At 62.8% G+C, this 12,505-nt stretch carries 10 protein-coding genes; 4 read left to right on the top strand and 6 right to left on the bottom strand.

Going from position 1 to position 12,505, the window contains the following annotated elements:
- The 4 genes from ABXS05_RS34705 to ABXS05_RS34690 all read right to left on the bottom strand — a co-directional run.
- Nucleotides 1–185: ATP-grasp domain-containing protein (locus ABXS05_RS34705; RefSeq protein ID WP_367627071.1), on the bottom strand; the 185-nt coding region annotated here is incomplete at its 3' end.
- Nucleotides 186–357: 172 nt separating this feature from the next.
- On the bottom strand, nt 358–2,508 hold the full coding sequence (locus tag ABXS05_RS34700) for an acetate--CoA ligase family protein (protein WP_311945260.1): 2,151 nt from the start codon (nt 2,506–2,508) through the stop codon (nt 358–360).
- Nucleotides 2,509–3,098: 590 nt separating this feature from the next.
- A complete protein-coding gene (gene oxlT, locus ABXS05_RS34695; protein ID WP_311945259.1) occupies nt 3,099–4,406 on the bottom strand; it encodes an oxalate/formate MFS antiporter in 1,308 nt (435 codons plus the stop codon).
- A 650-nt stretch (nt 4,407–5,056) separates the two neighbouring features.
- Nucleotides 5,057–5,194, bottom strand: coding sequence for a hypothetical protein (locus ABXS05_RS34690; RefSeq protein ID WP_311945258.1), 138 nt, complete (start codon nt 5,192–5,194; stop codon nt 5,057–5,059).
- 644 nt (nt 5,195–5,838) lie between these two features.
- On the opposite strand from ABXS05_RS34690, the gene ABXS05_RS34685 reads away from it, so the two are divergent.
- The 4 genes from ABXS05_RS34685 to sucD all read left to right on the top strand — a co-directional run bounded on the left by ABXS05_RS34685 (nt 5,839) and on the right by sucD (nt 11,324).
- Nucleotides 5,839–7,596 carry a thiamine pyrophosphate-binding protein gene (locus ABXS05_RS34685; protein WP_367627070.1) on the top strand — a complete coding sequence of 586 codons (1,758 nt, stop codon included), beginning with the start codon at nt 5,839–5,841 and terminating at the stop codon, nt 7,594–7,596.
- An 89-nt stretch (nt 7,597–7,685) separates the two neighbouring features.
- The gene (gene frc / locus ABXS05_RS34680; protein ID WP_311945256.1) at nt 7,686–8,960 is read left to right on the top strand and encodes a formyl-CoA transferase; all 1,275 of its coding nucleotides are present in this window, start codon (nt 7,686–7,688) and stop codon (nt 8,958–8,960) included.
- A 237-nt stretch (nt 8,961–9,197) separates the two neighbouring features.
- Nucleotides 9,198–10,358 (top strand): succinate--CoA ligase subunit beta, encoded by a 1,161-nt coding sequence (locus ABXS05_RS34675; RefSeq protein ID WP_367627069.1) that lies wholly within the window; start codon nt 9,198–9,200, stop codon nt 10,356–10,358.
- Nucleotides 10,359–10,433: 75 nt separating this feature from the next.
- On the top strand, nt 10,434–11,324 hold the full coding sequence (gene sucD / locus ABXS05_RS34670) for a succinate--CoA ligase subunit alpha (RefSeq protein ID WP_367627068.1): 891 nt from the start codon (nt 10,434–10,436) through the stop codon (nt 11,322–11,324).
- Between the two features lie 150 nt (nt 11,325–11,474).
- On the opposite strand, the gene ABXS05_RS34665 is transcribed toward sucD, so the two are convergent.
- Together ABXS05_RS34665 and ABXS05_RS34660 are read right to left on the bottom strand one after the other, a co-directional pair.
- On the bottom strand, nt 11,475–12,248 hold the full coding sequence (locus ABXS05_RS34665) for a fumarylacetoacetate hydrolase family protein (RefSeq protein ID WP_367627067.1): 774 nt from the start codon (nt 12,246–12,248) through the stop codon (nt 11,475–11,477).
- A 50-nt stretch (nt 12,249–12,298) separates the two neighbouring features.
- A partial coding sequence (locus tag ABXS05_RS34660; RefSeq protein ID WP_367626407.1) for an NAD(P)(+) transhydrogenase (Re/Si-specific) subunit beta occupies nt 12,299–12,505 on the bottom strand: 207 nt, incomplete at its 5' end.

Raw genomic sequence — 12,505 nt, 5'->3', positions numbered from 1 at the left:
AGTTCCTTGAACTTGCCCTTGCCGCGCCCGCCCGCATGGATCTGCGACTTCACCACGTAAAGCGGACCGGGGAGCTCTTTCGCTCCCTTCACCGCTTCCTCGACGGTTCGCGCCGCGGCGCCGGGAGAGATCGGCAGGCCGAAACTCTGCAGCACGGCCTTGGCCTGATATTCATGGATGTTCATTCTTCTTGGACCTCGTCGCTGTCATGGGATGGTGCCACCCGGTCATGGAGCATGCTTCCGCCGTCCCCGCGATCCAGGTGAGGGAGCGCAGGCAGGAGGGGCTGTTCGATTGAAGGAGAGGAGGGGAACGATGCCGGCTTGGTGTGGCCGGCGTCGTCAGCTAGGCCTGCCCTCAGAGCAGGCCGGCGCCGCGGGCCCATTTATATTTGGCGCCGAGCACTTCCACCGGCAGCTCGGTGGAATAGGCATAGGCCGGCACGCCATGGGCATAGAGATATTCGGAGGCTTCCTCGACCTGCACGTCGCCGGCCAGGGAGGCGACGATCGGCTTTTCGATGCCTCTCGCCTTCATCTCTTCCTTGGCCTCGATCACCAGCTTGGCGAAAGTCATCGGCGGCGTGATGATGGTGTGCCAATAGCCCAGGATGATCGAGTGGATGCGGTCGTCCTCCAGGCCCAGCTTGATGGTGTTCTTGTAGGTCGAGGGCGGTTCGCCGCCTGTGATGTCGACCGGATTGCCGGCCGCGCCGAAGGGCGGGATGAACTTGCGGAAGGCCGCATCGAGATCATCCGGCATCGACATCAGCGACAGGCCGTTGTCGACGCAGGCATCCGACAACAAGACGCCCGAGCCGCCGGCCCCTGTGATGATCACCACGTTCTCGCCCTTGGGCGTCGGCATGATCGGCACGCCGCGAGCGAATTCCAGCAATTGCCGCAGCGAACGGGCGCGGATGACGCCGACCTGCTTGAAGACGTCTTCATAGATACGGTCGTTGCCGGCGAGCGCGCCGGTGTGCGAGCTTGCCGCCTTGGCGCCTGCCGAGGTGCGGCCGGCCTTCAGCACGATCACCGGCTTCTTCTTGGAGACGCGTTTGGCGACTTCGGCGAAGGCGCGGCCGTCCTTGAGGTCCTCGCAATGCTGGGCGATGATCTTGGTGTTGTCGTCCTGCTCGAAGAAAGTGAGCAGGTCGTCCTCGTCGATATCGGACTTGTTGCCGAGGCCGACAATCGCCGAGACGCCCATCTTGGCCGAGCGCGAGAAGCCGATGATGGCCATGCCGATGCCGCCCGACTGGGAGGACAGGGCGGCCGAGCCCTTGACGTCATAGGCGGTGCAGAAGGTCGCGCAGAGATTGGACGGGGTGTAGTAGAAGCCGTAGATGTTCGGCCCCATCAGGCGGATATTGTATTTGCGCCCGATCTCCTGGATCTCGCGCTGGCCTTCCTCATTGCCGGTTTCGGCAAAGCCCGAGGGAATGAGCACGGCACCCGGAATGCCCTTCTCGCCGCATTCGACCAGGGCGCCGGCCACGAATTTGGCAGGAATGGCGAAGACGGCGGTATCGATGGCGCCGGGCACATCCTTGACGCTCTTATAGGCCTTGTAGCCGAGGATCTCGTCGGCCTTGGGGTGGATCGGGTAGATCTGACCCTTGTAGCCGCCATTGATCAGGTTCTTCATCACCGAATTGCCGATCTTGCCATCCTCGGAGGAGGCGCCGATCACGGCAACGGCTTCCGGACGCATGATGCGGTTCATCGCGGTGACGATGGCATCCTGCGAGGGCCTGAAACGGGCCGGCTTGGCCTCGAAGTCCACCACGATGCGCACGTCCGCGGCGGTGGCGCCGTCCTTGGTGGCGAAGACGGGGTTGAGATCGAGTTCGGTGATCTCCGGGAAATCGGTGACGAGCTGGGAGACCCTTGCCAGCGTGTCGGCGAGGGCATCGCGGTTGACCGGGTCACCGCCGCGCACGCCCTTGAGCATCTCGGCGGCCTGGATGCCGTCGAGCATGGAGAGGGCCTCGTCGCGGTTGATCGGCGCCAGGCGGAAGGTGATATCCTTCAAGACTTCGACCAGCACGCCGCCGAGGCCGAAGGCGACGAGCTTGCCGAAGCTGTCGTCGGTCACGGCGCCGATGATGACTTCCTGCCCGCCTTTCAGCATCTGTTGGACCTGGATGCCTTCGATGCGGGCATCGGCCTTGTAGGCCTTGGCATTGGCGAGGATCTTGTCGTGGGCGGCTTCGGCCTCGGCGGCGGAAGCCACGCCGACGATCACGCCGCCGGCTTCGGTCTTGTGCAGGATGTCGGGGGAGACGATCTTCATCACCACCGGAAAGCCCATGTCGCCGGCAAGCTTGGCAGCCTCGGCGCTGGAGCGTGCCAGGCCCTCCTTCGGCACGGGAATGCCATAGGCGTCGCAGACGAGCTTGCCCTCGGGGGCGGTGAGGCTGGTGCGGCCCGATGCCTTGACGGCATCGAGAATGGCCCGGACATCGGCCTGGATGGATTGCGCGGGTCTTGCCTGGATGTTCATGGTGTTTTCTCCCTGGTCGTTGCCGGATCGAAGCTTCGTCCTGTCGGTGGGAACCTAACTTCTGGTATCTGGTATGCCAGATTTGAATTTGTCAAGCGCGACTTTCGCTATCGACCGGGGTAGAACGCGTCGAAGCGAAAACCGCGCCTCTTTTCTATTTCTGTGTCGATGTGGCTTTGCGTTTCCCGGCGATTTCGCCTGACCGCAAAACGCTTTAGCTCTAAAGAACCAGATTTTGGTTCATTTTCGCGTGTCGCGTGGAGCCAAAGGCTCGAGCTTTGGCTGTATCCTATAGCGTTTTGCGATTTTATGGAGTCACCAAGAATCGCAAAGACGCATCCAAACAAAGAGTTAGAGGAAATAAGCGTTCACACTTGAACGCGTTTTGCTCTAGAAGATATTGTTCTTATTCAATGGATTAGGCGGTTTCTGGCCCCGGCTATGTCTGCACTGCCGGGACCTGGCATAGGATGCGGCGATACTGAATGAGATATCGCCGCGGGATCCTATGGTGATCTTCCTGGCCGGTGCCTGTCAGGGCACCGGCGTTTGCGATGTGACGTGGCGGGCTGATGCTCGCCATGCGAGAGCTATGCCGCGGCCGTGTTGGCCGGCTGCTGTAACTCGTGCTTGCGCACCACGCCCGCACGCCAGGGTTTGAGGACGCCGATGGCGAGGATGGCTGCCAGGATATTGGCGCCCGCCGCGATGATGAACACCACGTCCCAGGTTCCGGTCTGCTGCTGCAGTACGTTGGCGAAGGGGACGAGCAGGGCCGCCGTTCCCTTGGCCGTGTAGAGGAGGCCGGCATTGGTCGCGGCATATTTGGAGCCGAACGTGTCCGTGCAGGTCGAGGGGAAGAGGGAATAGATCTCACCCCAAGCGAAGAATACGAAGCCCGAGAGCAGCACGAACCAGACCGGATCATGGCCGAACAGATGCAGCATGTAGATGCCGACACCTTCCATCGCGAAGGCGATGAACATGGTGTTCTCGCGGCCGATCTTGTCCGACACCCAGCCGAAGAAGGGGCGGGTGAGGCCGTTGAGGATACGGTCGAGGGTGGCGGCGAACGTCACGGCCGTCATGGTCAGGCCAAACAGAGAGACCGGGACGCCGTCGAGCTTGAGATCGGCGCCGATCGGCTTGAGGTTGGCGGTTACCATCAGGCCGCCGGCGCCGACGATCACGAACATGAAGTACATCAGCCAGAAGATCGGCTGGCGCAGCACTTCGGTCGGCGCGAAGTTGCGGCGGGTCTGCACGATGTTCTTGTTCAGCACGGGAGCCGGCACCTGGCCGCTGCGGGGCGTGTGCATGAACAGCGCGAAGATGATGACGATGATGCCCTGGCCGAGACCGAACCAGAAGAAGGCAGCCTGGAACCCGTCATTGGCGATCATGGCCTGGATGGGCGCAACCGTCAGGGCCGAGCCAGCACCGAAGCCGGCCGCCGTGATGCCGGCCGCAAGGCCGCGTTTGTCCGGGAACCATTTCAGCGCGTTGCCCACGCAGGTGCCGTAGACGGCGCCGGCGCCGATGCCGGCAATGATCTGTCCCAGATAGAATAGAGTGAGCGAGGTGGCGTAGGAATTAATCACCCAACCGACGGCGCAGAGCGCACCACCGAAGACTACCACCAGTTTTGGCCCGTATTTATCGACGAACCACCCTTCGATCGGCACGAGCCAGGTCTCGAACAGGACGAACAGAGTGAAAGCCCATTGAATGGCTGCCCGGTCCCAGCCGAACGTCTTCTGGATATCGGGAACGAAGAATGTCCAGCCATATTGGAGATTGGCGATCATCACCATACAGACGACGCCGATTGCAAGCTGTGTCCAGCGGAAGGCATCAGATACCCTCGGCAGGTTTTCCTCTCCTTGCGACCCTACCATTGCAGTCCCCCTTGGTTTTTGTTGGAGGTTGGACGGAGCCCAGGCTCCATTAAGCAGGTTATGTCGCCATATTGGTATCTTGCATGCCAGTTGGCAAGCGCCGTTTTTCGGCAAGGCACGCCAAATTGCCCCGGAAGAGGCGTCTTCCAGGGGGCTTGGGAGCGAATCGAGAGGAAGGGCAATCGGTAGCAAGTTACGGAAAAAATTGAGATCTTCGCTCGGTGCGCCTTGGTTGCCGGCACAGTTGCGAATAGATCAAAAAAAGTTGCATAGAAGCAGCCGTAACTCTGCTTAATGTCGTATTTATACTAGAAATAGTCGCTTATCAGACATAATATTCTGGCATGCCAGAACGGAATTCGTCTCCCCGACGGCTACCAGCTGCCACGCCTAGCGGGGCAAGCCCTGTGACCGGACCTGGTCTCCCAAATGCGCCCCTACGCCCCCTTGCCTGCTTTGAGCGGTGGCGAGTGCTACACCGGCCTGACAGGCTGTGGCTCGCCCGGAGTGGCTCGGCTCGCCGCAATAAAAGGGCAGCCAGAATCACCGGAGCCGGCCAGGCAATCGCCCCAGTCGAATCGATCCGGCCGAAGCCATTCTCAGGCTGCCGCCCCGGATCTCGGATAAAGGGGCGGCGGCGATCCAGGCCTTCAGAGGCCGAAGGGTTCGCGGGAACCGGCGCGGATATCGGCCTGGGCCATCTTCATCAGGAAGCCCGAGAAAGCCGCCCAGAGACGGTTCGACAGCGGACGGGCAGCAGGGCTGCGGGACAGGGCGGAAGTGGTCATGGTCGTTCTCCACATTGGGTGTTCGAGGAAAGATCCTGTGTTGCCGTGAATCTGGCATACCAGATCCCAGAAGAGAAGGGCCTATGTTGCAATGCAGTCATGCGCTCTTTGCATTGCGAAGTAAACTGCCTCAGCTCATCTGCAATCCGCTTGTTCCCCCGCCTGATGGGCGGTGTGGGCTAAACCAAGTTTAGGGATATCTCTATACTAAACACGAAGATGCAAGGTTTACCTTGCAGGCTTTACTGCATCGCGGCATGAAATTACGGGCGCCACAAACCTGCGAATTCGTCGATGCAGACGGTCCTTCGAGCCGGCAGAGTCCGGTTTCCTGCGGCCGCAATTTTACTCGCTTTCCCCGGCGAATTGAATAGCAAGTATTTGAAATAAAAGAGAATTCATCTCCCCTTCTGGTGAAGGAAGAGGCCGGCTCCAAGTCTGTTGGAGGGTGAAAAATGCGGATTGACACTCTGGTATCTGGCATGCCAATGTACCAGCTGTACGGCATGCCATGGCGTCATTCCGCCAAGTAGAAGGCGATTTCGGCATAGTTGATTGCCCCCTCTTCATCGGAGGCGGTTTCATCAAAGCCGATGACCCTCAGCGGCATATCGTTGCGAAGAACAACGGGAGGAATTGCCCCAATGGCAACGGTTACAGCATTGCAAAAGCCCGTGACCACGACGGCCGAAGACACGCTCAAGCAAAAAGCCCGCGACGGCAGCGTTGTCTCCGGCGGACATCTCGTCGCCAAGGCGCTCAAGGCTGAGGGTGTCGACACGATCTTCACCCTGTGCGGGGGGCATATCATCGACATCTATGATGGCTGTCTCGACGAAGGTATCCGCATCGTCGACGTCCGTCACGAGCAGGTCGCCGCCCATGCCGCCGACGGCTATGCGCGCCAGACCGGCAAGCTCGGCTGCGTGGTCACCACGGCCGGCCCCGGCTGCACCAATGCGATGACCGGCATCGCCACGGCCTTCCGCTCAGAAAGTCCCGTTCTGCATATTGGCGGGCAGGGCGCGCTGACCCAGCATAAGATGGGCTCGCTGCAGGATCTGCCGCATGTCGACATGATGAAGCCGATCACCAAGTTCGCGGCGACGGTCTCCTCTACCGAGCGCGTGGCCGACATGATCTCGATGGCGGCACGCGAATGCTTCGCCGGTGCCTATGGCCCGTCCTATCTCGAGATCCCGCGCGACGTGCTCGACCGGGAAGTCACCCTCGACCGTGCGGTCCTGCCGGAATCCGGCAAATATCGCGCTTCGACCAAGTCGATCGGCGATCCCGCCGACATCGAGAAGCTTGCCGATATCCTGGTCGCCGCCGAGCGCCCCGCCATCCTCTATGGCCAACAGGTCTGGACCGGCCGTGGGCAGGAAGAGGCCATCGCATTGCTGCGTGGGCTCGACATTCCCGGCTATTTCAACGGCGCCAGCCGCGGCCTGCTGCCTCCCGGCGACCCCCATCATTTCGATCGCACCCGCTCGCTCGCCTTCGCCAAGGCCGATGTGCTCGTCATCGTCGGCACGCCCTTCGACTTCCGCATGGGCTATGGCAAACGCATCAGCAAGGACCTCAAGCTGATCCAGATCGACATGGATTACCGCACCGTCGGCAAGAACCGCGACATCGATCTCGGCCTGGTCGGCGATCCCGGTGCGATCCTCGGCGCCGTGCTGCAGGCGGCCTCCGGCCGCATGGACAAGGGCAAGCGCCAGCTGCGCCAGCAATGGATGAAGATGCTCCAGGACGCCGAAGTGGCCGCGACCGAAAAGCTGATGCCGCTCTTCCTGTCCAACCAGACGCCGATCCATCCCTATCGCGTCGCCTATGAACTCAACGAGTTCCTCGGCGAGGACACCATCTATATCGGCGATGGCGGCGACGTAGTGACGATCTCGGCCCAGGCCGTGCGCCCCCGCGGGCCGGGCCAGTGGATGGATCCGGGCGCGCTCGGCTCGCTCGGCGTCGGCACCGGTTTTGCCCTGGCGGCCAAGCTCGCCAATCCCAACAAGGAAGTGCTGTGCTATTACGGCGATGGTTCCTTCGGCATGACCGGTTTCGACATGGAAACCGCCGATCGCTTCGGGGCGCCCTATCTCGCCGTCATCGGCAACAATTCCTCGATGAACCAGATCCGCTACGGCCAGGTCGCCAAATATGGCGAGGAGCGCGGCAATGTCGGCAACAAGCTCGGCGATGTGGCCTTCTCGAAATTTGCCCAGATGCTCGGCAATCACGGCGAGGAAGTCCGCGATCCCAACGAGATCCAGCCGGCCCTGCGGCGGGCCCGCGAGGCCATGGCCAGGACGGGGCGTTCGGCCCTGGTGAATATCTGGGTCGATCCGGACGAGTACGCGCCCGGCACCAAGAACCAGACCATGTACAAGTGAGATGGCGGGATGGCCGGCCGCGTGGGAAACGCGCCAGCCGGCCATCCCGGCCCCTCGCCATAACAGATGACATTTCCGAGGAGGGAACGATGGGACAGGCACTCGAAGGCGTGCGCATCCTCGACTTCACGCATGTTCAATCCGGTCCGACCTGCACGCAGTTGCTGGCCTGGTTCGGTGCCGACGTGATCAAGGTGGAAAAGCCGGGCGTCGGCGACATCACCCGGACCCAACTGCGCGACATCCCCAATGTCGACAGCCTCTATTTCACCATGCTCAACCATAACAAGCGTTCCATCACGCTCGACACCAAGAACAAGGCCGGCAAGGCGGTGCTCGAGGAGCTCGTCAGGAGCTGCGACGTGCTGGTGGAGAATTTCGCTCCCGGCGTGCTCGATCGCATGGGCTTTTCCTGGGCCCGCATCCAGGAACTCAATCCGCGCATGATCGTGGCCTCGATCAAGGGCTTCGGCCCCGGTCCCTACCAGGACTGCAAGGTCTATGAGAACGTTGCCCAATGCGCCGGCGGCGCGGCCTCGACCACCGGCTTCGACGACGGCCCGCCGCTGGTGACGGGCGCGCAGATCGGCGACTCCGGCACGGGTCTCCATCTGGCGCTCGGCATCGTCACCGCGCTCTACCAGCGCACCCATTCGGGCCGGGGCCAGCGTGTCGACGCCGCCATGCAGGATGGCGTGCTCAATCTGTGCCGGGTGAAGCTGCGCGACCAGCAGCGCATCGAGCGCGGTCCCATGAAGGAATATCCGCAATACCCCAACGGCAAATTCGGCGACGCGGTGCCGCGTGCCGGCAATGCCTCGGGGGGCGGGCAGCCCGGCTGGATCCTCAAGTGCAAGGGCTGGGAGAGCGATCCCAACGCCTATATCTACTTCATCACCCAGGCGCCGGTCTGGGGCGCGATCTGCAAGGTGATCGGCAAGGAAGAGTGGATCACCGACCCCGACTATGCCACGCCTGAAGCGCGCCTGCCGCGGCTTCGCTCCATCTTCGACACCATCGAGAAATGGACGGAGACCAAGGACAAGTTCGAGGCGATGGACATCCTCAACAAGTTCGACATCCCCTGCGGGCCGATCCTGTCGATGCGCGAGATCGCCAACGAGCCTTCGCTCAGGGTGACGGGGACCGTCGTCGAGGTCGACCATCCCGAGCGTGGGCCTTATCTGTCGGTTGGCAATCCGATCAAGCTCTCAGACAGCCCTACCGTGGTGGAGCGCTCGCCGCTTCTGGGCGAGCACACGCAGGAAGTGCTGCGCGACGTCCTCGGCTTCGACCAGGGCCGGATCGATGAGATTGCGGGAAGCGGCGCCCTTGGCGCTCCCGTGGCGATGGCGGCCGAGTGAGGTTTCATCATTGAGATGATGGGGGCGGGTGCCGTCGTGGTGCCCGCCCCTTTTTATATGGAGCGCGGACATCGCGACATGCCCGTATGTCGCGATGTCCGCTTTTGCCATCCGTTAGGCCCAGCGTTTCCAAGAGCGGACAAGATGTCCGCGCTCCTAGGCTTCCTCTTTGACAGCTTCTGAAATCTGGTATACGTTATGCCAGATAAGAGCGATATCCAGGTGCGGGAGGGAATGATGAAACTGCACGAGTTCCAGTCCAAGCAGATCCTGGCACCCTATGGTGTCGAGGCGCCGCAGGGCGCCGTCGCCATCACCGCCGACGAAGCGGGGCAGGTGGCGCGTCGCCTCGGTGGCTCTCGCTTCGCCGTGAAGGCGCAAATCCACGCCGGCGGGCGCGGGCGGGCCGGGGGCGTCCCTATCGTTTCCTCCCCCGATGCAGCCGAGGAGGCAGCCCGGGCGCTGCTGGGCCGGCGCCTCGTCACCGAGCAAAGCGGTGCGCATGGCCGCGTGGTCGAACGCGTGCTGGTGGAGGCGGCCGTCGATCACATAAGCAGCTTCTATCTGTCGCTCAGCGTGCATGCCGCCAGCGGCACCCTGGTCCTGGCTGCCAGTGGGGCCGGCGGCGATGATATCGAGGACCGCGTCCTTGCCGGAGAAGGTGGTCTCGAGCGGCTCTCCCTGGGGGACGGCAGCCAGGCGAGACGCGAGGACCTGCAGGCCCTGGCGGCGCGCCTCGGCCTGACCGGGCAGCCGGCCGAAGCCTTCAGGGCTCTTGCCGATGGCTTGCGCCGCGCTTTCCTGGAACTCGATGCCAGCCTGATCGAGATCAACCCGCTGGTTCTGACCGCCGACGACAGGCTGCTGGCGCTCGACGTCAAGATGATCATCGACGACCACGCCCTGTTCCGCCAGGCTTCTCTGGCGGAGCTGCGCGAGGAAGACGGGGACGAATACGAGGTCAAGGCCCGCCAGCGCCAGCTCAATTATGTCCGCATGGATGGCAGCGTCGGCATCGCCGCCAATGGCGCCGGGCTCGGTCTCGCCACGGTGGACCTCGTCCACGCGGCCGGTGGCGCCCCGGCCAATTTCATGGATATCCGCACCACGGCGACCAGCCTCGACATCGCCCATGGCTTCGGCCTGCTGCTCGATAATCCCCAGGTCCGCGCACTGCTCATCAACGTGCATGGCGGCGGCATGCAGTCCTGCGACACGGTGGCCGAGGGGCTCGGCATCGCCATGCGCCGGGCCGGACGGACGCTGCCGGTGGTGACAAGGCTCGCCGGCAACAATGCCGACTATGCCCGCTCGCGTTTCGCCAATTTCGGCTGCCGCATCATCGAATGCCCGGACATGTGGACGGCCGCCGCGAAGGCCGTTGCCGCCGCACGCTGACGGCGATTTTGCTGCAGTTTTAGACTAATTAATCCAAAAAAGCGATAGCGCCGTCGGCGCTCAAGGGAGGGCGGAATGGCTATCCTCATCGACAGTGAAACCCGCGTCGTCTGCCAGGGCATGACCGGCTGGGCCGGAACCCATCATACCGCCGCGATGATCGAATATGGCACCAAGGTCGTGGCGGGTGTCACGCCCGCCAAGGGTGGGCGGTTCCATCTCGGGGCGCCGGTGTTCGATAGCGTCGCTGCGGCTGCCAAGGAGACCGGCGCCAATGCCAGCATGGTCTTCGTGCCGCCGGCGCAGGCGAGTGCCGCCATCATCGAGGCTGTCGAGGCCGAAATCGCGCTGGTCGTCGCCATTACCGAGCGGGTGCCGGTGCTCGACATGATCAGGGTGCGCCATGCCCTTGCCGGATCGAAGACCCGGCTGATCGGCCCCAATTCGCAGGGGATCCTGTCGCCAGGCCTGTGCAAGATGGGCGTGATGGCAACCGGCAGCGAGCGTCCCGGCAGCGTCGGCATCATCTCGCGCTCGGCCTCGCTGACCAGCGAGGTGATCGCCCAGGTTACGGCTGCGGGTCTCGGGCAGTCGACCACCGTCGGGGTGGGCGGTGACCCCGTGCATGGGCTGTCGATGCGCGATTGCCTCGAATTGTTCCTCGCCGATCCCAAGACCGAGGGCATCGTGCTGATCGGCGAGATCGGAGGCGAGGAAGAACAGGAAGCGGCCGATTACATCGCCTCTGTCAGGCCGGCCATGCCGATCGTCGGCCTGGTCGTCGGGCTGCATGCCCCGGCCGAGCGGCGCATGGGCCATGCCGGTGCCCTGACCATGCACGGCCGCGATCGCGCCGACGCCAAGATCGCCGCCTTCGAGAAGGCCGGCATTACCGTGGCGTCGAGCCCGCATCTGGTCGGCGATACGATCGGCCGGGCGCTCGCTGCGAGGGCGAAGGCGGCTTGAAAGCAAATCTTTCGGGAAGGAATGATGGCCGGTCTTCAGACCGGCCACTTTTTTGACAAGGAGCGATAGTTCCGTTTTGGTCTGACGACCGGCATATCGCGCCGCCACGTCCTTCGCAGAACAGGCATCCTGCCAGCGCCCGGGCCTCCATCACTGCACGAAGCGGTTCTCCAGGCAGCCGATACCCTCGATGCTGACGCGGACATCGTTCTCAGCTTCCTTCATGGCGCCGACGCCAAGCGAGGTGCCGCAGCAGATCAAATCGCCCGGGAGCAGGGTCATATCCCCCGAGATCAGGCTGACCAGCCTCGCCGGCGGGAAGATCATGTCGGCAACGGGATAGTTCTGGCGCTCGTCGCCATTGAGCAGCGTCTTGACCACCAGGGTGGCGGGATCGATGTCGGTGGCGATCACCGGGCCGAACGGCCCGAAGCCGTCGAAGCTCTTGGCGCGCACCCATTGGGCGAAGGTCGAGTCTCGCGTGATGATGTCGCCGGCGGTGATGTCGTTGACGCAGGTATAGCCGAAGATGGCGTCCGCGGCCTCCGCCTCGGAGGCATTGCTGCAGGGCTTGCCGATGACGATGCCAAGCTCGCCCTCATAGACCACCCGGCCGTCATAGGAGGGGGGCCTTGCCACGGTCGCGCCCGGCGCGGTGACGCTGGTGGGCGCCTTGAGCAGATAGAGCGGTTCCGGCGGCACAGCGACGTTCAGCTTGGCGGCGAGCTGGTGGAAATTGTTCCAGAGTGCGATGATCTTGCCCGGCACTGTCGGCGCCAGGAGCTTGGCCTGTGCCAAGGGCAGCGTGCGGCCGGTGGCAGCGGCGATGCCGAACATGTCGCCGCGATGGACGTGGATGTCGTCGCCTTCGAGCGTGCCGAACTGGGCCTGCCCGTCTTCCTCGAAACGGATCCATTGCGACATGGCGGTTTTGCCTTTCTTGAAAGGATGGGAGCGAGCTATTTGCCTGCTGTTCAGAATCCCTTGATGATTTCCTCGACCATTTTCTTGGCATCGCCGAAGAGCATCATGGTGTTGTCCTTGAAGAAGAGCTCGTTCTCGACGCCGGCATAGCCCGAGCCCATGCCGCGCTTGATGAACAGCACGGTCTTGGCCTTCTCGACATCGAGGATGGGCATGCCGAAGATGGGCGAGGCCGGGTCGGTCTTGGCGGCGGGGTT

The organism is Labrys neptuniae (assembly GCF_040797145.1).
In the GTDB taxonomy this organism is placed as follows: domain Bacteria; phylum Pseudomonadota; class Alphaproteobacteria; order Rhizobiales; family Labraceae; genus Labrys; species Labrys neptuniae.
Note: the sequence above shows the minus strand (reverse complement) of the source record. Positions and strands in the feature narration are given on the sequence as shown.